Source organism: Candidatus Saccharimonadales bacterium (genome assembly GCA_035697325.1).
Taxonomy (GTDB): Bacteria; Patescibacteriota; Saccharimonadia; order Saccharimonadales; family Saccharimonadaceae; genus JALRBM01.
In genome coordinates, this window is the sequence record DASSDB010000002.1 from 327,432 (window position 1) to 345,829 (window position 18,398).

The 18,398-nt window shown below is 42.1% G+C and carries 26 protein-coding genes and 2 tRNA genes; 15 read left to right on the forward strand and 13 right to left on the reverse strand.

The window, feature by feature from the left end; translation table 11 throughout:
* The first annotated feature begins 14 nt into the window (after positions 1-14).
* The 3 genes from VFH06_02210 to VFH06_02220 are packed head-to-tail and all read left to right on the forward strand — an operon-like array spanning position 15 to position 1,612.
* The gene (locus VFH06_02210; GenBank protein ID HET6746899.1) at positions 15-704 is read left to right on the forward strand and encodes an alpha/beta fold hydrolase; all 690 of its coding nucleotides are present in this window, start codon (positions 15-17) and stop codon (positions 702-704) included.
* 12 nt (positions 705-716) lie between these two features.
* Entirely contained in the window at positions 717-1,274 is a 558-nt protein-coding gene (locus VFH06_02215) for a DUF1697 domain-containing protein (GenBank protein HET6746900.1), read from the forward strand.
* 8 nt (positions 1,275-1,282) lie between these two features.
* Entirely contained in the window at positions 1,283-1,612 is a 330-nt protein-coding gene (locus VFH06_02220) for a hypothetical protein (protein ID HET6746901.1), read from the forward strand.
* A 51-nt stretch (positions 1,613-1,663) separates the two neighbouring features.
* Here VFH06_02220 and VFH06_02225 read toward each other — a convergent pair whose 3' ends face one another.
* Positions 1,664-3,073, reverse strand: a complete 1,410-nt coding sequence (locus VFH06_02225) for a pyridoxal-phosphate dependent enzyme (protein ID HET6746902.1) — start codon at positions 3,071-3,073, stop codon at positions 1,664-1,666.
* A 3-nt stretch (positions 3,074-3,076) separates the two neighbouring features.
* On the reverse strand, positions 3,077-4,033 hold the full coding sequence (locus tag VFH06_02230) for a hypothetical protein (GenBank protein HET6746903.1): 957 nt from the start codon (positions 4,031-4,033) through the stop codon (positions 3,077-3,079).
* Between the two features lie 68 nt (positions 4,034-4,101).
* Between VFH06_02230 and VFH06_02235 the strand changes: the two genes are divergently transcribed.
* Positions 4,102-4,515 (forward strand): Fur family transcriptional regulator, encoded by a 414-nt coding sequence (locus VFH06_02235; protein HET6746904.1) that lies wholly within the window; start codon positions 4,102-4,104, stop codon positions 4,513-4,515.
* A 12-nt stretch (positions 4,516-4,527) separates the two neighbouring features.
* Here the strand turns inward: VFH06_02235 and VFH06_02240 are convergent, their stop codons facing one another.
* On the reverse strand, positions 4,528-4,998 hold the full coding sequence (locus tag VFH06_02240; GenBank protein ID HET6746905.1) for a TspO/MBR family protein: 471 nt from the start codon (positions 4,996-4,998) through the stop codon (positions 4,528-4,530).
* A gap of 158 nt (positions 4,999-5,156) precedes the next feature.
* Positions 5,157-5,612 carry a hypothetical protein gene (locus VFH06_02245; GenBank protein HET6746906.1) on the reverse strand — a complete coding sequence of 152 codons (456 nt, stop codon included), beginning with the start codon at positions 5,610-5,612 and terminating at the stop codon, positions 5,157-5,159.
* Positions 5,613-5,952: 340 nt separating this feature from the next.
* Between VFH06_02245 and VFH06_02250 the strand changes: the two genes are divergently transcribed.
* A complete protein-coding gene (locus VFH06_02250) occupies positions 5,953-7,320 on the forward strand; it encodes an ABC-F family ATP-binding cassette domain-containing protein (GenBank protein ID HET6746907.1) in 1,368 nt (455 codons plus the stop codon).
* Between the two features lie 11 nt (positions 7,321-7,331).
* Here VFH06_02250 and VFH06_02255 read toward each other — a convergent pair whose 3' ends face one another.
* Positions 7,332-7,871 (reverse strand): hypothetical protein, encoded by a 540-nt coding sequence (locus VFH06_02255; protein ID HET6746908.1) that lies wholly within the window; start codon positions 7,869-7,871, stop codon positions 7,332-7,334.
* A 73-nt stretch (positions 7,872-7,944) separates the two neighbouring features.
* Complete coding sequence (locus VFH06_02260) at positions 7,945-8,220, reverse strand: hypothetical protein (GenBank protein ID HET6746909.1); 276 nt, start codon at positions 8,218-8,220, stop codon at positions 7,945-7,947.
* A gap of 418 nt (positions 8,221-8,638) precedes the next feature.
* On the opposite strand from VFH06_02260, the gene VFH06_02265 reads away from it, so the two are divergent.
* From VFH06_02265 to VFH06_02280, 4 genes are all read left to right on the forward strand, one after another.
* Positions 8,639-9,145: an alpha/beta fold hydrolase gene (locus tag VFH06_02265; GenBank protein HET6746910.1), complete on the forward strand. Its 507-nt coding sequence runs from the start codon at positions 8,639-8,641 to the stop codon at positions 9,143-9,145.
* A gap of 285 nt (positions 9,146-9,430) precedes the next feature.
* Positions 9,431-9,955, forward strand: coding sequence for a hypothetical protein (locus tag VFH06_02270; protein HET6746911.1), 525 nt, complete (start codon positions 9,431-9,433; stop codon positions 9,953-9,955).
* Between the two features lie 62 nt (positions 9,956-10,017).
* Entirely contained in the window at positions 10,018-10,395 is a 378-nt protein-coding gene (locus VFH06_02275; protein HET6746912.1) for an SPW repeat protein, read from the forward strand.
* An 82-nt stretch (positions 10,396-10,477) separates the two neighbouring features.
* Positions 10,478-10,756: a nuclear transport factor 2 family protein gene (locus VFH06_02280; protein ID HET6746913.1), complete on the forward strand. Its 279-nt coding sequence runs from the start codon at positions 10,478-10,480 to the stop codon at positions 10,754-10,756.
* 42 nt (positions 10,757-10,798) lie between these two features.
* Here VFH06_02280 and VFH06_02285 read toward each other — a convergent pair whose 3' ends face one another.
* From VFH06_02285 to VFH06_02295, 3 genes are all read right to left on the reverse strand, one after another.
* The gene (locus VFH06_02285; GenBank protein ID HET6746914.1) at positions 10,799-11,221 is read right to left on the reverse strand and encodes an Hsp20/alpha crystallin family protein; all 423 of its coding nucleotides are present in this window, start codon (positions 11,219-11,221) and stop codon (positions 10,799-10,801) included.
* 107 nt (positions 11,222-11,328) lie between these two features.
* The gene (locus VFH06_02290; GenBank protein ID HET6746915.1) at positions 11,329-11,793 is read right to left on the reverse strand and encodes a hypothetical protein; all 465 of its coding nucleotides are present in this window, start codon (positions 11,791-11,793) and stop codon (positions 11,329-11,331) included.
* 164 nt (positions 11,794-11,957) lie between these two features.
* Entirely contained in the window at positions 11,958-12,359 is a 402-nt protein-coding gene (locus VFH06_02295) for an NUDIX domain-containing protein (protein ID HET6746916.1), read from the reverse strand.
* A gap of 219 nt (positions 12,360-12,578) precedes the next feature.
* On the opposite strand from VFH06_02295, the gene VFH06_02300 reads away from it, so the two are divergent.
* Together VFH06_02300 and VFH06_02305 are read left to right on the forward strand one after the other, a co-directional pair.
* On the forward strand, positions 12,579-12,761 hold the full coding sequence (locus VFH06_02300; protein HET6746917.1) for a hypothetical protein: 183 nt from the start codon (positions 12,579-12,581) through the stop codon (positions 12,759-12,761).
* 114 nt (positions 12,762-12,875) lie between these two features.
* Entirely contained in the window at positions 12,876-13,823 is a 948-nt protein-coding gene (locus tag VFH06_02305; GenBank protein ID HET6746918.1) for a hypothetical protein, read from the forward strand.
* 87 nt (positions 13,824-13,910) lie between these two features.
* Here the strand turns inward: VFH06_02305 and VFH06_02310 are convergent, their stop codons facing one another.
* Positions 13,911-14,441, reverse strand: coding sequence for an AAA family ATPase (locus tag VFH06_02310; protein ID HET6746919.1), 531 nt, complete (start codon positions 14,439-14,441; stop codon positions 13,911-13,913).
* 357 nt (positions 14,442-14,798) lie between these two features.
* Here VFH06_02310 and VFH06_02315 point away from each other — a divergent pair, with 357 nt between their 5' ends.
* Positions 14,799-15,512 (forward strand): hypothetical protein, encoded by a 714-nt coding sequence (locus VFH06_02315; GenBank protein ID HET6746920.1) that lies wholly within the window; start codon positions 14,799-14,801, stop codon positions 15,510-15,512.
* Between the two features lie 139 nt (positions 15,513-15,651).
* Entirely contained in the window at positions 15,652-16,029 is a 378-nt protein-coding gene (locus tag VFH06_02320; GenBank protein HET6746921.1) for a VOC family protein, read from the forward strand.
* Between the two features lie 91 nt (positions 16,030-16,120).
* Here the strand turns inward: VFH06_02320 and VFH06_02325 are convergent, their stop codons facing one another.
* Complete coding sequence (locus tag VFH06_02325) at positions 16,121-16,759, reverse strand: Type 1 glutamine amidotransferase-like domain-containing protein (GenBank protein ID HET6746922.1); 639 nt, start codon at positions 16,757-16,759, stop codon at positions 16,121-16,123.
* Between the two features lie 61 nt (positions 16,760-16,820).
* Positions 16,821-16,896, reverse strand: a tRNA-Arg gene (locus VFH06_02330).
* A gap of 65 nt (positions 16,897-16,961) precedes the next feature.
* Here VFH06_02330 and VFH06_02335 point away from each other — a divergent pair.
* Complete coding sequence (locus VFH06_02335) at positions 16,962-17,741, forward strand: ATP-grasp domain-containing protein (GenBank protein HET6746923.1); 780 nt, start codon at positions 16,962-16,964, stop codon at positions 17,739-17,741.
* Between the two features lie 35 nt (positions 17,742-17,776).
* Here the strand turns inward: VFH06_02335 and VFH06_02340 are convergent.
* Positions 17,777-17,851 (reverse strand) — tRNA-Gly (locus tag VFH06_02340).
* A 61-nt stretch (positions 17,852-17,912) separates the two neighbouring features.
* On the opposite strand from VFH06_02340, the gene VFH06_02345 reads away from it, so the two are divergent.
* Positions 17,913-18,278: a hypothetical protein gene (locus VFH06_02345; protein HET6746924.1), complete on the forward strand. Its 366-nt coding sequence runs from the start codon at positions 17,913-17,915 to the stop codon at positions 18,276-18,278.
* The last annotated feature ends 120 nt before the right edge of the window (positions 18,279-18,398 follow it).

The following is an 18,398-nucleotide window of genomic DNA, read 5'->3' on the forward strand; positions in this document are numbered from 1 at the left end:
GCTATAATGCGAATATGCCACTTACTAAAAAGAATCTTTCTATCGATAATGAAACTATTGCGTGTGAGTATGAACTTAAGACAAAGAATGTCGTCATTTTGCATGGTGCGGGCATGGCTAGCCGTGTACGCTACTACGCAATGGCCAAGCAATTGTTGAACAAAGGAATAGGAGTCGTCTTACTGGACTTTTCAGGTCATGGTGATAGCACCGGAAATATAAAAGAACTCTCACTCAAACGTCGACAAATTCAAGCAAGCGCCGCTATTGATCAAATTCTTCCAAAGAAGAGTGAGCTCTACTTAGCAGGCTTTAGTATGAGTGGTCAGACAGTGTGTGATCTTTTGCCCGTATATAGAGATCGTATCAAAGCAATTCTGCTGGGCTGTCCTGGGGTTTACACGACAAATGTATATGATTTGCCATTTGGAACGGAAGCTTTTACCGAATCCATTCGTCAGTTTGAAAGTTGGCGCCAAAGTGACGCATTTGTAAAGTTACGAAACTTTGAAGGAAAGACATTATTGGCAATAGGGAGCGAAGATACTGTAATTCTCGCCGGTGTGATAGCCAAACTTAAAGAAAGTGCACGCCATGTGAGCTATCATGAGTATGCTGGGGTTGATCATGGCCTTGCCGTTTGGTTGAGCGATCACCCCGAAGAGATGAAGCAACTCATAAATGAGCTCACTCAAGAAGGCTAGTAGAGTAAAACAATGAATACCTTCTTAATACTTCTCCGTGGTGTCAATGTCGGTGGCAAAAACAAAGTGCCAATGGCGAAATTGCGAGCATGCCTGGAAGATGCGGGGTTTTCGAATGTATCTACATATATTGCAAGTGGTAATGTTATTGTAGATTCCAATAAGCCTGCTGGTGAAGTAAAAACACAGATTGAGGAGTTGCTGCCGCGCTGCTTTAAGCTTGATAATAAATTAGTAAAAGCTCTCGTACTTACTCACGGTCAATTGCGCACTATAATTAATGCAAAACCTGAAAGTTTTGGTGAATATCCACATAAATACTATAGTGATGTGATCTTTTTGATAGATATCAATGCCGTCCAAGCGATGGCTATCTTTGATCCGCGCGAAGGTGTCGATAAGATTTGGCCAGGAGAAGGCGTAATATATTCACAGCGCCTTGGTGTCGAGCGCACAAAAAGTCGGCTAAACAGAATCGTAGGTACGCCACTGTACGCTTCGATGACAATTCGTAGTTGGAGCACGACGACCAAGCTATTAGATATTTTAAATGCTCGGAAATCTGTATAGTAAGACAAATGGCGGATGTAGAATTCTTGAGATTAGGCGAATTCGAGTCGGAAGGAAGAGAGTTCGATGCCGTAAGTTTCGGTAGGTTCCTATGGCAGGGCTTATTAAAGTTCGAAGAGTGGCCGGGAGAACCCCGAATCGCGGTCTATTCGGACAGGCGAAACGTACTGGATAGTGAATATGCGACTAGACCGGGTAAGAGAGAAGAGGTACTGCGCGCCGAGTTAGCAAGAGCGGCAATTATGAAAGCCATACTCTCCTGTTTCGACCATACTATTACGACAGAAGCACTTTCTGATGGTCGCGGCGGCTGGATACCGTTCGAAACGGATACCTAAAGTTCTAAGCATGCCTTATGTCAAAGATTATACATACTGCGGGCATTAATGTTACTGCGATGGGATTATCTCAGTAACACAGTAAGGATCCTTTATTCGCGGATAATTCTGCGCCGACCACTCGACAGTGCCACCCTTCATGTTGTAGGCATTGATATCCATTTGTTTTGCAAGGTATGTTGCTTTGGCGCTTCGATTTCCACTTCGACAAATGAAGATTACTCGGCTAGGGTCGTGGTCGTTTCTTGTTTTAATCCAGCTTGGGAGTTCCGAAAGAGGAATGTTTATTGAACCGGGAAGATGGTGGTCGGCAAATTCGTTCGGCTCTCGTACATCAATCAAGACAGTATCCTTAGCGGTTGATGTATCAGAATCGTATAATCCTCGCACAGCCTTCACGTCAAGTTCGGGCACAAGAGTGATAGAAGTTTGTTCGCTTATGGCGGCTTTATCCCGGAGCTGACTATTTTCGATGACGGGAAAATGCGCTGATCCTAGAACCTTCTTATATTCGGCCACGTAGGGAAAAGGCGTGTCAGGACAGACAAAAACAACGTGCTTACCTCTTAAGGATTCAATCTCATTGTTTTTTTCTAAGCGTTTTAAGTGGCGCATAACCCCAGCAAAAACAAAGCCCGAACTTGGGCCAACAAGCAGGCCCGTACGGATGAGAGATAAGCTGGTTTTATAGGCTTCCTTTTCATCAATTTCCATGAGAGGTTCGGTGAGAACTTTACTCCATGGGAATGCCACCTCATTCAAGCCGCGTGTTGTCCGCACACCCGGCACAGGATTGTTCGGCATGCGGACGACGCCCGCTACTTTTAAGTTTGGGATTTTTTTGTGAAGATAACGCGAGGTGCCCAGGAGGGTGCCTGTCGTTCCTAGACCCGCGCAAAACATGCCAATATCTTTACCTAATTGGCTAAATAGCTGTGGGCCAGTAATCTTTTCGTGTGCAGCCGGGTTTGAATCATTGTCGTACTGGCCAAGATTAACAAACCCTGGTTTTGACCCTTCTTGATATGCGGTTGCGATCGCGCCTTCTGGATCATCCGGATTGGGGCAAATGGGGCCTTCAACAAGTTTTACATTTACACCTGCGAGTTGGAGCAAATCTAGTTTTCCGTCACTTACTTCCGGTGAAGCAATGGCTCGCACTGATTTGACTCCAAAATATTGCGCGAGTAAACCTAGGCTGAATACAGTATTTCCCGACGATGCTTCGACCAAAGAAAGCCCAGATAGCTCACCTCCATCTTGGAGCATTTGCCACGCAGGAAGTGACTTGACGTTGCCTAGGGGAAGGGTATTCATGAGCTTAGCATCGATGTGGATATTGTACTTTTTAAGATATGGATTTAGTGATTCGGGTAGCTCGACAAGCGGTATATATTTATCTGGATCAGGGCGCAAATAATGGGTGACCGCCTCAGGGCCACTATAGTATTCGTTGTTCATATTCTATTCTTTCGGGTATTTAAAGTCGGAATCGATTTGCAGGGTGAGATCGCCGAAACGGTCTTTTACGAAGGCTTGGCTTACATACATTTTATGAAGCTCCCAGAGCTTTGGCAGACGCTGTTGCATGGGAGTGGCCTTCTTTTTGAGTAGTGTTTGCAGCGTGGCAAATATCTCCTGGTCTTTTTTATCCAGGGCACGAACATTTAACGTTTCTTGCCCCTTGTCGACACGAAGCAAATGGGATGAGCGCGCAATATGGCCAATGAGATTCTTTCTGTCTAATTTAGATTCAAGAAAATCATAATCCTCTTTATTTTCAACTTTGTTCGCAACAATAAAAAGTTTATCATCGACTCCACTATGCTTTGCCAAGCGTTGGTATTGCTCTAACACCGCCACACTACGCGCAGTTGGCTCAACGACAAAGACAAGCATATCGAATTGTGAAAATAGAGTGCTGGCAAATGCATCGGTGCCAGCGACCATATCCGCGACGACAATACCGCGATCTGTCGTATGAGATAAAATATTTTCGAGAACCGACAAGTTATTATGGTAACAACTTGAAGCAATACCTTCTTCCGAGTATGATCCTACGGTTATAAGCCCAAGATTCGTTGTTATTTGGTGACTATACGTTTTCATAAGCCAGTCGTCTTTATTGGTAATATCAACAAGGTTTGATCCAGACCCTGGAGGGGTAGACTTTTTGAAATGAGCATTTGTTTCGATGCGATTATTACTACCACGCAGGTAGTCGCGAATTTTATTACTTGGTTCTTTCTCGGATATAAGATGATCCTTTGTTGGTGATTCATTTGTGAGTAGCTCGGCCATATGCATATTTATGTCTGCGTCTATGGCGAGCGTTGATTCTTTCTCAGACTGATATTGGGCAAATAGAGATGATACAGTTGTTTTGCCACTACCACCTTTTCCTACGAATGCAATTTTCATATTTGTCACTATAACGCTTGCATGATAGTTATTGCAAATAAGTTTCAATAACATGATATACTGAAACTATGGACACCGATATAAAAGCATTATTTGCACGCAATCACCTACGCACAACGACATCGCGCATGGCCATCTTGCAAATATTTAAAGAAGCAAAAGCACCACTTTCTCCAGTTGAAATTACCAAGATAAATCCCGCTATTGATAAAGTGAGTGTGTATAGGACAATTGAAGTATTTACAAAAATTGGCCTTACGACAAGAGTGGCTCATGGCTGGAAAGAGCGCTACGAACTTGCCTCTCCTTTTCGTCCGCATCACCACCACCTTTTATGCAATAACTGTGGCGCTATTGAAGAAATCCAGTCTGATAATCTAGAAAAAATGATCGACATCATTGCGCATGGGCAAGGGTTTGAAGTAACAGGACACACCTTTGAAATAAATGGACTCTGTCGCAAATGTAAGACGCAAGCCTAGGCGATAGATAAGCTAATTTAACAAAGCAATCGCTGTTGTTAAGTAGGTCGCAAAACAAACCCAGGCGAGGTAAGGTGATAGGAGCCATGCCGCGGCTTTTTTAATCTTGTTAAACTCAAGGATTGTCATTACTATGCTAATAATAAGCGCGATAATTACCGCTATACCCAGCCAAGGCGAGTGAAGACCAAAAAATACCAGCGACCATACGGTGTTAAGTACAAGCTGAAGCCCAAACCAAAAATAAGCTGTTTGCTTTGGTCGCTTGACTGCTTGGAGAATTATCAATGCTAGTGCAATTCCCATTAGCACGTACAATACCGACCAAACAGGTCCAAAGATCCAATTTGGAGGATTAAACGCGGGCTTTTCGAGGTTGGCATACCACGAAGGAATATTCGGAATGGTGGCAAGTGAGCCGATGGCACCAGCCGCAAAGGACAGGCCAATAGATAGGATAAATACCGTAACCTTTTTAAGCATATATCTAGTATACCTAGAAAAAGCTTACATAAAAATATGAATCCCAAGAACATCACTATTTGCTCTCTCCTGACTATCGCCCTCATCACATTGAGCGCCTCTTTCGAACCATCGGGAGCAGAAGTATTTCAAATTATTGATATCATACAATCACTTGCTTATTTTATAAAAGTTAACGCAAAAAATGGCAGTTGAATAGCATTATCTTCCATCTTATGGTCAAAATAGATACTTCCAAGCTTATAGGACTTATTTTCTTCGCATGTATCCAACACTCCTTGTAGTAAAGAGGCGTAGTCGTATGCTCCTCCGTCATTCGATAGTTGTATGTGGACTAACTGTAGCCTATCACCTTGAACAACAGCCTTTTTTATGGTTGCCTTTTCAATCTTCTTATCAACAAGATCATCGTGTCTAAACGTAAAAAAGACACTTTCCTGTAAGTGCAAATTGCCAGTCCATGTAAACAGACCCTGAATCGTAAAATCAAAGATTGTAATAGGCCCAAGTGCCTTAATTTCTTCTATTGTGAGTTCAAGAAGTTTCTTAAGGCCTTGGTCTCGTTTATTCCGAGGCAAAATAATTTGTCTGTAGTCTATAAGTCCGGCTTCCATGATTACATCATACCAAATAATGTAGATTCTACATTAGATTAGCGCGAATGACATCGTGGCATAAAAGTCATAGAAATGATAAAGGCCTGACTGTAAAATTATAAATAATCTTGTTATCATCTAATGTAGATAATAGAAAGGAAAGCGATCTCTCATGAAATTTACTTCTATATTTTGCTAAGCATAAAGGCATTTTATTAGTAAGTTGAACTGCGAATGGAGTTCAGTATAGAGGTGAATATACATGGTTACAGGCAATTCTATTTCAAAGTCTTTTGGTTCCCGGGTGTTACTGGAGGACGTATCTTTTACGCTTGCGGATAACGATAAAGTTGTCCTTATGGGCAAGAATGGTAGTGGCAAAACTACACTTCTTAAGCTGCTCCAGGGCAGCATTAAACCCGATAACGGTCTTATTCGTCGAGATAGTGAGGTTATCGGATATGTTTTGCAAGATATTGACGAACATAATAGACCTAGCTTAGATCTGTTCGATGAATGGCGACTATTCTACGCTATGGAGCGAGTAAATCTCGAGCATGATATACTAACCAAACCACTTCGAGATCTCAGTGGTGGTCAGCGTACACGCTTAGCAATTGCCTATGTCCTGGCACAAAACCCCCAGCCCACCGTACTGTTGCTTGATGAGCCAACGAATAATCTTGATAAAGAAGGTGTCGATTGGCTTAAGTCCTTCATACGTTCTTTTCAAGGGAAGATTGTGGTTGTCACTCATGATCGAGCATTTATTAATGCTATTGCCGAGAAGCTATGGATACTCGACGACGGCAAGCTCCAAGAATTCAAAGGTAACTATGACGACTATAGCTTATTTCAAGAAGAGGAGCGGAAGCGGGCGACTAGAGAATACGAAAATCATCAGCAAGAACAGCAGAAGGTTAAAAAGCTTATTCGCGATGCCGCTGATCGCTCCAAAGGCGGTTCACGCGACCGAAAAGCTCGAGACAACGATAAATTTGTAAAGCACTTTAAAAACGAGTATGTCCAGAACTCTCTCGGAAGGAGAACGAAGGCGTTACGTGCCCGTCTGGAAAGATTAGATCCAGTCGAAATTCCGGATAGAGAAAAGAAATATAAAGTTGCATTGTCGGGAGAAGCAAACGCAACAAAGATACTTCTTAAGCTCGATCATGTTACAAAGAGATATCATGGTTTTGCCGTGCTTGAAGACCTGAATATGACTATTTTTGGCTCGGATCGTATATGGGTGAAGGGCCGAAATGGGAGCGGGAAATCAACATTACTAAAAATTTGTGCAAAAAAAATAAAGCCGGAGAGCGGCATAATAAAATATGGGGATGGGGTGCGTGCTGGCTATTTTTCTCAGGATGTATATGATTTAGACATATTTAAATCCGGTTATGAGGCGCTTTCCCGCCTTTATGCGGAAGATGAAAAGATTTATAAAGCCGCGAAAAATATAGGATTATTACCTGACTTACTTCATCAAAAGATTAGTAATTTATCACGGGGACAACAGGCAAAAATTGGCTTTCTGAAACTTCTTCTTGCGGAGTACGACTTATTGATTTTGGATGAGCCAACAAATCACCTGGATATCGCAACAAAAGAGTCCATCGAACAAGCTCTCAGCGATTATAACGGCGCCTTAATAATTGCGTCACACGATGAATATTTTATTGATCAACTTAGTATCAACAGAGAAATTGTTTTGAACAAGTAGTGTTTATGCTACTATCTTACCTTCAGATCGGTCATTGGATGGGCGGAATTGAGATCATATAATTTCTTCGCCTCTCCTAGCGAGCTGAAAGCGACTGGCCCGATGTCGCCTAGCTTATGTAAATACATTGCCTTATTTCGAGTGTGCGCGGGATATGCTGAATGCTCGTAACCATTTCCTCGGGTGAGGTTAAGGGGCATAAGATTAGGCATATCGTCATCTTGTATCTCATTTGTTAATGTTGTGTCTTCAAAATGGAACTTTCCGTGTAGACCGGGCTTTGGTAGTTCCATGCTACACATAAGTGCGACAAACGCCAAACAATCTATTACAGCGCCATTGCTTTCCAGTCTTTTTGTCTCGACTAACGCTCGATGAAGCCTATCTATAAGTTCGGTATCCCCAAAAAGCACAGGTTCACCTTTATCAATACGTAGACCCCTTACGTTTAAAAAGCGTGTTGGCAGTTCTTCATCATGAACAGGTATTCCTTGAGAAAAAGAAAAGTGCCGATTTTCAGGAGAGCTTGTAAACTCAATATATCTCGACATGTTGAGATATATTAAACCTCATTCTTGAAAACAATGAAAGTGCAACACCTTAGTGTGGTGTGTAAAGCTAGAACTAGGGTGTTGCACGGACAGATATTGCATCGGGCGGCAAATCTTTTACGATCATTACTTCAGGGCGTGCAATAGTGCCAGGTTGAAAGACAGCGAGATTTGTAATTGAACGCCAATATATCTGAGCATAGGTAAAAGCACGTTCCTTATTGTTATTTAGAAGACTCGATTTCACAGCATCATATTTATCCAAGTCTGAAACATAGCAGTATTTGCTATCGATAGTAAGTTCCAAAAGTACAGAGTCACGATCTGTCATATATTCCCGTAGTGCCATAGTGGCTCCATCCGTAATATCGATTATCGTGTCCTTGCTTCCGATGAAAGCGTATATATATATTATTACTCCTGGAAAGGTCGAGTTTCTTAAGGGCAGTGGGTCTAACGCTGTCCAAGTATCTGTCTGTCTTAATAATAGATTCATCATCACCCTTCTCACCTCGACTAGTGCGTTTTAGACCCTTGCGTAGAGTACCCTTAAGGGAATCGCTGCTTATCTCATGATAAAGTCTCATACCTTAAGTATAAGGAATAATTATGGGATAATGATAGGAATGGCTTATATGAGTTTATTATCTTCAAAAGCACGGGTGAAAGTAGGCAGTTATTTTATAGATGTACGACGTTCTTCGCCAGGAGAAGGTCGCCTGGTCATAGTTTTGCTGCATGGAATTGGTGTATAGGGCACTTATTTTCTGCCTTTTGCCGAAGTACTGGCCCGACATTTCGATGTTCGGGTTTTGGATATGCCCGGTTATGGAAGAACTCCTCGACCCGATCATGCACTTTCGCCCGCCGAATTGGCAGATGTAGTGGCAGAATATTTTGCTGAAACCCATGTACCACAGGCAGTGATTGTAGGTCAATCTATGGGATGTCAAGTAGCAGCTCAGCTCGTCGTGCGACACCCCTTGCTTTGTAAAAGGCTTGTACTAATAGGCCCGACGGTAAATAAATGGGAGCGAAATTTGTGGATGCAAGGGTTGCGTCTTTTACAAGACACCTTTCGTGAGCCCGCAAAAGCAAATTTTATTATCTTCAGTGATTATTTACTCATGGGCCTTTCTAGATACCTTAAAACTGCGAAATATATGATAGAAGACCGTTTAGATGAGCGTGTGCGGCATATTGCAACACCAACCCTTATTGTTCGTGGATCTAAAGATAAAAATCGCTCCGCATGGTTGGGTTATGCACGTTAAGAATAGCATGAAAAGTGCGAAAGTTGCAGAAGTGGCCAATGCACCACATGTTGTACAGTTTACTAATCCTCGGGAGCTCTTTGCCGTATGCAAAGATTTTCTAGCCGAATAAAACGTTTTTTAATCCGGTGGTATTATTGGATACTCGATTATATTTACGTGGGTTTTTGGCAAGCATTGGGGTTTATACGGCATGGTGATGCAAAGATATATTTAAAGCCTGCGAAAGTTCTACACAAAACGCCGGTTATTCTTATACCTGGTATATACGAGCGGTGGGAGTTTATGAAACCTATTGCCAACATACTTTTTAACGCGGGATATGTTGTTCACGTCGTTGAAGGCATAGGATATAATCGCGGAACAGTGGAGGAGGCGGCGCAAAAGGTACGTCATTATATTGCAGAAAATCACCTGACTAATTGTATAATCGTGGCTCATAGCAAAGGGGGACTAATAGGGAAATATTTGCTGCTCCATCATAACAAAAGAAATGTTTTTAACGGTATGGTGGCCATTAACACTCCGTTTTCCGGCTCTAAATACGCCTACTTGTTGCCTCTGCCATCGCTTCGTATTTTTACGCCAAATTCTTCCTTGCTTCAACAGCTGGCAGTAAACGAAGTGATAAATAATAGAATCGTGTCTATTTTTGGGCTGTTTGATCCGCATATTCCAAAAGGAAGCTTTTTAAAAGGGGCTACCAACGTTCGTCTTCACACCTATGGTCACTTTAGAACTATCAATGACAAAAGAGTTCATAAAGCAATACTCGATGGGCTTAAAGAGTTAAGTAAAAGCAAAATTTAGTTTATTCTTCTTATGCATAGGTATACAATAGAAGAGTAGCAAATTTAAATGAGGAGAATTCTATGCGATTTCTTTCATCAAAGGCTCACACAATTATTGGTTTACTGGTTGGAGTAGTGCTATTGCTAGCTCCATATATTTTTGGATTTAGCGATAATCCGGCGGCATCGGCTGTGCCCCTGTATGTAGGTATTTTCATTATTTTAAGTGAACTGGTAACTACCAGTAGCGCAAGCCCCTTAAAACTTATTCCTATGCGGATTCATCTGGTGCTCGATTACCTGACAGGTATTTTCCTTGCTTTGTCGCCATGGTTGTTTGGCTTTGCCAGTGCGCCTGCGAATGCTTGGGTGCCTCATGTTATTGTAGGTATTTTGGTAGTAGGATATGCCTTGGTTACAAATCCTGCGGTTGATTCAACTGAACCTGCCTTAAAGTAGCATGGCTCAAAAAGCACGAAGCACAACCGAAGTATTCTAGGATCATCTTACAAAGCGTTTAGAGGGTGATTTGCAAGGTGACTTGGAAGCAAATTACGCCAAAGACGTTATCTTCCTTACGGGAACCGGCGGTTTCAAGGGTTGGGAGGATGTGAAGGCTTCTGCCTCAGAGTTGGAAAAGTTTGTCGGGCCTGATGCTGTGTTTGAATATAGACATACCCTTATAGAAGAAGATTATGCTTTTTTGGAATGGACGGCAAACCTAAGCAAGGGCGAGGTTTGCGACGGGGCTGATAGCTTTGTAATAAAAGGAGGAAAGATCGTTTTCCAGTCGATTCATTATACGGTTAGTAGAAACTAGTGAGCTTAATCTAAAAAGCGCCTTCGAACGGCGCTTTTTAGATTAAGCCTCGATTGCTATTTGCTTTGGTTTTGGTAATTGCTTAAACTTTATTGCAATCTTTAAAACTCCATCCTTCATTGTAGCCTTAATAGAGTTTTCGTCGGCGGCTTCGGGTAAGTGAACATTGCGGTAAAAACTTGTGCTGCTTTCACGGACAATGTATTTTTTATCTTTATCTTTTTCTTGCTCGTGACGTTCGGCTCGAATCACCAAGGAGCCTTTATCGATATGAATATCGATGTCTTTCTGGTCGAAGTTGGGTAGGTGTGCTTCTATGTGGAGTTCCTTGTCGTCCTTTGAGGTATAAACGTCCATTGTGGGCATTTGCATGGATTTAATGGGTGAAAACCAGTCGTCCGTGAAAAGTTGTTTTTGTAAGGCCTGGATCTCCGCAAACGGATCAAATCTAACTAAGTTACTCACAATAACCTCCTTTATTTGATTAATTCGCGAAAAGGATTACCTTTTCTCTATTAATTTTAAAAAAATTGGCACTCATAAGTCAAGAGTGCCAGCAACAGATTAATTAGCTATTTTAAGCTTCCAACGCTCTCGAATGTTTGATAGAGAGTATAGCGGGTCCGTTTGAAGCTAAGCTCGCCACTTCGGCCTTCGGCATTGAAGTAAGTACCAGTTAGCTTTTTATCTGGAAGTTGCGTAAGGCGTATTACGCCTTTATGCGCTGATGCCCCACCTTCATATTCGATTCGAGGTGCCGTCTCAAACATTATAAATAAGATGCATTCGTCTTCAATAGAGATGAAGGAGCTCAGTGAGTGTGTGGTATGCCAGTTTTTGTAGTAGGTATTTACCCTTATTGTTGAGAAAGTTTGCTCTATTTCCATGATTACTCTGGATTTGCGAAACTTTCCATTCGCATCTTTAAAGGATGAAGTTTGTTCTCCCAGCCACCGCCCTCGCACATCTGGTATTGAGACAATTCCTAAGAGGCGGAAAATAGGCCAGTGCCATATTTTTCTCTCAAATAAAGCTATATAGCAGGCCGTATGCGCCTAGCGGAGAAAGTGTTTCTACCCAAAAAGGAACATTCGGGAATAGTTGCGAAAAACCATATCCTGCGCCAAAACTTATTGCCGGTAATGCAACAATAAAAAAGAGTATATGACTTGTTTTGTTGAGATTCACTCCCATACTTTACTTACCAAACCTTCTTGTCTTCGAGTAGAGGAAATACCTCATCGAGTGCGATAGGGGTTAGCAGTTCTTTGTTTTGCAAGGCTTCATCTCGACTCATCCACCATAATTTTTCTATTTCATTTTTTGCAGTCGGTTCTTGAGATTGCGTAGCGGCGAATAAATGCATTTCTAAAGGCACACCACTTGGAGTAGCACCTGTACTCACGCCTATTTTCTGAATATTTTCAATTTCGATATCGAGATTATCTTTTGCCTCGCGATGCAGGATAGACTCAAGGTTTTCATTCAATTCCTGAACGCCACCTGGAAAAATATAAAAATCTCTGTTATGGGTTTTAACAAAAAGGAGTTGTTTTTTTCCATTGAATTCACGAAAAAGAAGGAGGGCTGCTTTTGTAATCATAAAATAATGATAACAATTATACCTAGCAGCTTCAAATAGCTCTTCGATAAATCAGAGCGTGATTTCTATAGTTTATATCATCACTCTAAAATAGATGTATCAGTATAACTTTTATTGACGCTACTTAAAGTAAGTGTGATAATTAAAAAGTCGAGCAAAATGCGCGACAATGGTTGTGGCGGCTCAATCGTCACATTACCCTCGAAAGAGGTGCTACCCATGGCCTACAAGGGCTCTGGTAAGAAGGCGAAGATCCAGGGGAGCGGCCAGAAGCGCAGCTCCTTCGTCAGTCGCGTCGAGAATCTCGGTGCTCCGAAACCCAAGCGCAAGTCGAAGGGTCAGGACTCGCGGAAGGTCCACGACGCCAAGGGCAAGAACAACCACGGCCGCACGAAGTGGTAATGATTGCCCCTCTGGGCTGACATCAGCGCTAAGGCCTCATCCGAGTGAGCATTCCGCTCCTCGGGTGGGGCTGCTCTACTTTTTAGGTTAAATCAATTATACTAAGACTGTATTATGAAACGACTTATCCTCATCAAGCAGTCATCCGCGATTCAGCTCGGTCATCTCTACGAGCATATTTTTTGTGCGCATATCGATACTTTTCTCTATGAGCATCATCTATTTTCTCATTTAGATTATTCGCTCACTGGTAAAACATATTACGGTGGTATCGTTGCTATAGATATTGAACTCTATACTGATGCTGCGATTAAGCTATCAAATAGGCTTTCGAGTTTAGCGATTGAGTTAAATGAAGAAATAATCTCTATCGCAGCAACCCAGATACTTGCGGAGAAAGAGGAGCCTGTAGGCGGTACAGGTTACGATAATGTCAAGCAAGCGCTCGAAGAACTTCATAAGCAGCCGTGGCAGAATATAGATGAAGTGGAATGTATCGATACTAAAAGTATTCGTAAAAAAACAGGGCCATTCTATATTGCTGAAGGTAAGCCACTTCCTGCACGTAAGCTTACTGCCAGTATTCTCCTTGATGATAAACTTGCTGCATCGCATCGCGAACTACTCCCATTATTTCGACAGTTTGCATGGCTCATGACTTCGTCGTTTCAAGGAGTATTAGCCGATACCTACGGGTATTTCAGTCATGAGGATGTATATAAAGATCGGAGCCCTGTAGGGGTGATAAATACTTTTAAGGTTGCAAATGACAACGCCTCAGAAGTAGATTTGTCCGATATATTAGCGACTTGCCTTGAAGTTGTCCGTGATCTGCAACAATATGGTGCTTTTACCCGCTATATGGACGAGCTATGTAAAGCATCTTACTATAATCACTCTGGCTTAGCACCTAACCTTGAGAAAAACTACGAAGATACCTTCATTTTTATCGGACCTAAGGGGTGGCGGAAAATTGCCACTGATGAAAACTACAGGCTCCTGCTAAAACACATGTCCATTGAAGTAAAATTTGGCCGCGATAAAATATCGCAACCTTTGTGAAATTCAGTTTGTATAGTTTGAATATTTCTATGCACCACAGAAATGGTACGGCGTATTGTATGAAATTAGAACTGAGTTGGCAACTAACTAGGTGGGTGTTGCGATCTTTATAATGTCTTCCACGACTTGGTCGATCGGTTGAGTAGCGTTAACAAGGTATGCGCCAAGTTTTTCGTATTCGACCTTGGCTGTTTTTTGTCGCTCAATTAAGATTTCTAGTTCGTGTTTGGATTTACCAACATCGTTGTTTGTGCGAGTTGCTAGACGATGTTTCAGGGTATCTTCATCAATTGTCAGCGCGATGACTTTATCGAATAGATCCCATAACTCGTCCTTATCATTACGTGTAACAGCACACAGAAAGACGGGTTTATCTTCGCTATTTTGCTTTATTTCTTCAATTGTTTTGCGTGGGATCTTCCATGTATGATGTTCGTTCCATTCAGCCGTGCGATTGCTTGACTCAACCCAGTTGATTCTTTCGCCAGTCTCATTATTAAAAAATGCGGCTAATCCATCCTCGGCTCCGCCATATGCAGTAAAGCCCTTGCGTTGAAGTTCGTGTCTGACGGTAGACTTTCCAGAACTAGGCATGCCTGTGATGTAGATTAATGACATGTGGCTATCATAACAAATAAAATATAACCTTCGAAATAGTTTCCAATTCCAACTTGGCCTATGTAATACTCGAATCAGAATTACAGATCAGAATAATAAATTCTCGAAATGGTACAGCGTGTTGTATGAAATTAGAACTGAGCTAACGGTTTAATAGCTACAAAGAGATAATTTTAATCTGTGGATTCGGCACAACGATAGTAGAAGGGTTTTTTACCCTTATGCCTAAACCGTTCGACTTATTTCCAGATTTCTTCATATATTCATTATACACTGCCTGGTGTTTTTCGAATAGTATAGTAATTTATATTTTGCTTATACTTGCATATACTATCTCGTAAAGTCACAATAAACAATATGTTTCAATCCTTAGAGAATTTTATTAACTCACAGTTCTTTAATGCATTCGTTACTTTGGTTGTGGGATCTTTTGCGTACGGTGTATACAGGAAGGGAAAAAGAGACGAGAAGCGTCGTGCTGCCAGCGTAGTATTATTAGAAATTGAAGAAGCAGAACAACATCTTTCTAAGGTAAGCGTGAGCACTCCATTTCCATCTGCTGAGGCAGATCAAGTGAAGCTCATGCCGGTATCGAGTTGGGGCATTTATAAGCATTTATTTATAAACGATTTTGATCGAAACGAAACCGATAAGATATCGGATTTTTATATGCGCTGTGAAGATTATGATCATGCGGCTACCCTAAAAACGAATATTACGTTTGAACAAACACAGCAAGAACTTCGAACAAATATGCAACGTGTATTAGCAGATTATGCAAAAGACTATAATGATAATCTTGAGGCGGCTCAATCAGACGAACGAAAAAGTGAGCTTGAAAAAGCATATATTGAACGTAGAAAAAGGTTTGTAGATATTTATGGAAACACCTCCGAAACCCACATGTATACATATATACCAATCAAACCATACAATGATGCACAGAATGCGCTACAAGGCTTAGAACCCAGCCTCTCTCTTACAAGCGTAGGCACAAAGTTGAAATCTATCTCTCGCTCAAGAAGTCTGATAGGGATTATTATAGATAAGCTACGAGGACGGAATACCTAAGGATTTCTTGGTCTATTTGAATTAAATTCTAAATCAACTCTTAAAAAACATAAGCGCTATGGTACAGCGTGTTGTACGAAATTAGAACTGAATTGTTGGTATAAGCAGGGGTGTGCGGATGATTTGTTACAATGAGTACATGAGCAATATAAAAAGAATTCATTCAAACCTGTACTTCGTTAAAGACTTAGGTGCAACAGCAAATTTCTACAAAAATCTCGATTTTGAGGTGGCTGCGACGGATGATGCCGTGCGTGTTAAATTAAATGATTTTACTCTCGCATTTATGGACGAGAAACAAGTAGAGATCGCGGATGAAGCAGGAGTTACACCCAAAGGCATTGGTGTATTTACATATATAGAGACAGAAAATGTTGATGAACAATTTAACTTAGTAATAAATAACGGTATTAAAGTATCGAGTGAACCCAAGGATTGGCCTTGGGGTAAGCGTGAATTTGCGGTTAAAGATCCCGATGACTATAAGCTCGTCTTCTACTCGTCAATTAAAGGTTAGAACTAAATAACAGATAAGCCTACAAAATAGTCTATAAGTTCGAACTGAATCGTATCTATTAACGAGATTTGGTACAGCGTGTTGTACGCTATTAGAACTGAGCTGGCACTTGGCCGTTAACGATTCGATGCGTACCGTTTTCAAATATAACTGCTTGCGAATCTTTTAGCTCGATAATTTCTTCTTGCTGGTGCAGCTTCTTGAATAATGGCACAACTTCAGAGAATTCTGGATTATCGAGATGGGGAAGAATGCTAAAAGGAACGATACCTATACCGCTATTAATTACTTCTTCGGAAAAGCCGGGTTCGTCGGCGGATTCTATGCCGTTTATAGACAATCCAGCCACAAGTGCTCCTGCACTGTCGCCACCATATATAATTCCTTGATTCAGCAGATCTTGGATGATCTTATCAAAGCCGCTGCGTTTCATTTCATAGCGAAGCATGAAGGTATTACCGCCCATTGCCCAAATAAAGTCGTAATTTGACAGCTTATTTTTAAGTGCTGATTCTTCCATGTAATTCTTGAGGTCGACGACTTCAATATTCAATCCAAGACTTTTCATGTATTCAATACGGCTATTGATTGTAAATTCCCATGCTCGTTTACTATAGTAATCTTTGGCATTTGGAATGAGCGCAACTGTTGTGGTATCTAGAGGTTTTCCTAAAAGTGTTACAAGTTCTTCAGGAGCTGGAATGCCTATTGAGGAGAGATATAACTTCATGTATCTATAATATCAAATAAAAAAGACTTCCGGAGAAGTCCCCTTTAAAACATAAGCACTATGGTACCCCGGGTTGGAATCGAACCAACGGCCAAAAGCTTAGAAGTCTCTTGCTCTATCCACTGAGCTACCGGGGCATGTTTGGTATTATAGCGAGAAAACTTTGCCGCGTCCAACAGGGGTTCTCGTATATAATGAGATCATGCAACAAGAAGAAGGGAGTCGATGGTTTGTGGAGATGATTGGTGAGATCTGCCGCGAGCAGTCAATTGCGCTGCGTCTGCTTTCTGGAAACTGGCTTTTGGAGCTACGCAAAAACGACCGAACAGCTCGTATTTTGGGCTATACTTTTGATCTTAATAGCTCGGTGGCGAGTAGCATTAGCAAGGACAAGGTTGCAACCTCTGAACTTTTGGCAGCGTATGCAATTCCTGCAATCTCGCACACTCTTATTCGGCTTCATGATGCCAAGAAGGAGTGGCAGGCGCTAGATTGGAAAGATGGGGTTGTGGTAAAGCCGCTGACCGGCCTAGGTGGCCAGCACGTGAGGCTCTTTTATGATGACAAAAAAGCGGAAGAGTTTATGCGCAACCAACGTATTGAAGCTTGGGCCGTCTCTCCCTTGAGGAGTATTATTGAGGAAACGCGGCTTATTATGCTTGATGGGGAATTGCTTTTTGCCTACGGTAAGCAGCCAGTCGATATCGGCAACCTTAAGGTTTTCAATCTCAGTAAAGGGGCCCAGCCTATTGCAAGCTCGCCAGGAAAAGAATACATGGAGCTTGCCAAGCGAACCCAGGAAATAATTGGGCTTCGGGTGTGTGCGATTGATATAGTTCGGCTTGCCTCCGGTGAATTAACTATACTTGAAGTAAATAGTGGGGTTACGGCACAGAAATATCTTCAGCATAATCTGGACGATAAGGAAGAGGTGCGAAGGATGTATGCGCGCGTTGTGGAGGCAATGTTCGACAAAAAGTAAAAACACCCGAAAAGGTGCTTTTACTGATCACATCTTGGTGCGGGCGGCGAGAATCGAACTCGCATCACATGCTTGGAAGGCACGTATATTAGCCATTATACGACGCCCGCAGGCTAAAGATCTTTTCCATTATACCAGGAGGTCGGCTATAATAAAAAGCATAAGGATATTATGAATATACAACGCTTTGTTCACCCTACGGATCCCAATGAAAAAATATTCCACTCGAATGCGTATGCGCGAGTTGCTCACGGTGATTCAATCGGCTCAACCGACACGCAGAATTTTCAGGATCGCATGCACGTTCACCGCAACCGTAAGGCTGTGCGCCATTACGGAGACTCCCTTATTGGTCGGGGCGATATGCGTGAAACTGCCCGCACTGATATGGATAGTCCGCTGCGTCAGGCCGAAGATGCATCAAGTAGGCAACGTTTTAATACAAGAGGTGTGGGTGTTCCAAGGCGCACTTCACCACTTCCCCCGCGCCAGAGTTTTCGTGAGCCGCCATCTCGCGGCTATAATCCATTCGCGTAATTAAAATACCGCTCTATTTGCACGTGTGTACAAGTAGAGCGGTACCGACAGAGCGTACAAGCCGTCTCTAGAGGCAGTTCTTCAGCGCTTCGTACGCCTTCACGAGCCATGGTTCGCCGG

What these genes read in the sequence shown, in the direction of transcription:
- VFH06_02240 (HET6746905.1), bottom strand. Translation starts at nt 4,998, where the DNA reads ATGCTTAAAAAGGTTACGGTATTTATCCTATCTATTGGCCTGTCCTTT.
- VFH06_02300 (HET6746917.1), top strand. Translation starts at nt 12,579, where the DNA reads ATGGCCTACAAGGGCTCTGGTAAGAAGGCGAAGATCCAGGGGAGCGGC.
- VFH06_02315 (HET6746920.1), top strand. Translation starts at nt 14,799, where the DNA reads ATGTTTCAATCCTTAGAGAATTTTATTAACTCACAGTTCTTTAATGCA.
- VFH06_02255 (HET6746908.1), bottom strand. Translation starts at nt 7,871, where the DNA reads ATGTCGAGATATATTGAGTTTACAAGCTCTCCTGAAAATCGGCACTTT.
- VFH06_02335 (HET6746923.1), top strand. Translation starts at nt 16,962, where the DNA reads ATGCAACAAGAAGAAGGGAGTCGATGGTTTGTGGAGATGATTGGTGAG.
- VFH06_02310 (HET6746919.1), bottom strand. Translation starts at nt 14,441, where the DNA reads ATGTCATTAATCTACATCACAGGCATGCCTAGTTCTGGAAAGTCTACC.
- VFH06_02220 (HET6746901.1), top strand. Translation starts at nt 1,283, where the DNA reads ATGGCGGATGTAGAATTCTTGAGATTAGGCGAATTCGAGTCGGAAGGA.
- VFH06_02270 (HET6746911.1), top strand. Translation starts at nt 9,431, where the DNA reads ATGAAACCTATTGCCAACATACTTTTTAACGCGGGATATGTTGTTCAC.
- VFH06_02345 (HET6746924.1), top strand. Translation starts at nt 17,913, where the DNA reads ATGAATATACAACGCTTTGTTCACCCTACGGATCCCAATGAAAAAATA.
- VFH06_02275 (HET6746912.1), top strand. Translation starts at nt 10,018, where the DNA reads ATGCGATTTCTTTCATCAAAGGCTCACACAATTATTGGTTTACTGGTT.
- VFH06_02305 (HET6746918.1), top strand. Translation starts at nt 12,876, where the DNA reads ATGAAACGACTTATCCTCATCAAGCAGTCATCCGCGATTCAGCTCGGT.
- VFH06_02260 (HET6746909.1), bottom strand. Translation starts at nt 8,220, where the DNA reads ATGGCACTACGGGAATATATGACAGATCGTGACTCTGTACTTTTGGAA.
- VFH06_02295 (HET6746916.1), bottom strand. Translation starts at nt 12,359, where the DNA reads ATGATTACAAAAGCAGCCCTCCTTCTTTTTCGTGAATTCAATGGAAAA.
- VFH06_02235 (HET6746904.1), top strand. Translation starts at nt 4,102, where the DNA reads ATGGACACCGATATAAAAGCATTATTTGCACGCAATCACCTACGCACA.
- VFH06_02225 (HET6746902.1), bottom strand. Translation starts at nt 3,073, where the DNA reads ATGAACAACGAATACTATAGTGGCCCTGAGGCGGTCACCCATTATTTG.
- VFH06_02325 (HET6746922.1), bottom strand. Translation starts at nt 16,759, where the DNA reads ATGAAGTTATATCTCTCCTCAATAGGCATTCCAGCTCCTGAAGAACTT.
- VFH06_02320 (HET6746921.1), top strand. Translation starts at nt 15,652, where the DNA reads ATGAGCAATATAAAAAGAATTCATTCAAACCTGTACTTCGTTAAAGAC.
- VFH06_02245 (HET6746906.1), bottom strand. Translation starts at nt 5,612, where the DNA reads ATGGAAGCCGGACTTATAGACTACAGACAAATTATTTTGCCTCGGAAT.
- VFH06_02250 (HET6746907.1), top strand. Translation starts at nt 5,953, where the DNA reads ATGGGCAAGAATGGTAGTGGCAAAACTACACTTCTTAAGCTGCTCCAG.
- VFH06_02230 (HET6746903.1), bottom strand. Translation starts at nt 4,033, where the DNA reads ATGAAAATTGCATTCGTAGGAAAAGGTGGTAGTGGCAAAACAACTGTA.
- VFH06_02215 (HET6746900.1), top strand. Translation starts at nt 717, where the DNA reads ATGAATACCTTCTTAATACTTCTCCGTGGTGTCAATGTCGGTGGCAAA.
- VFH06_02210 (HET6746899.1), top strand. Translation starts at nt 15, where the DNA reads ATGCCACTTACTAAAAAGAATCTTTCTATCGATAATGAAACTATTGCG.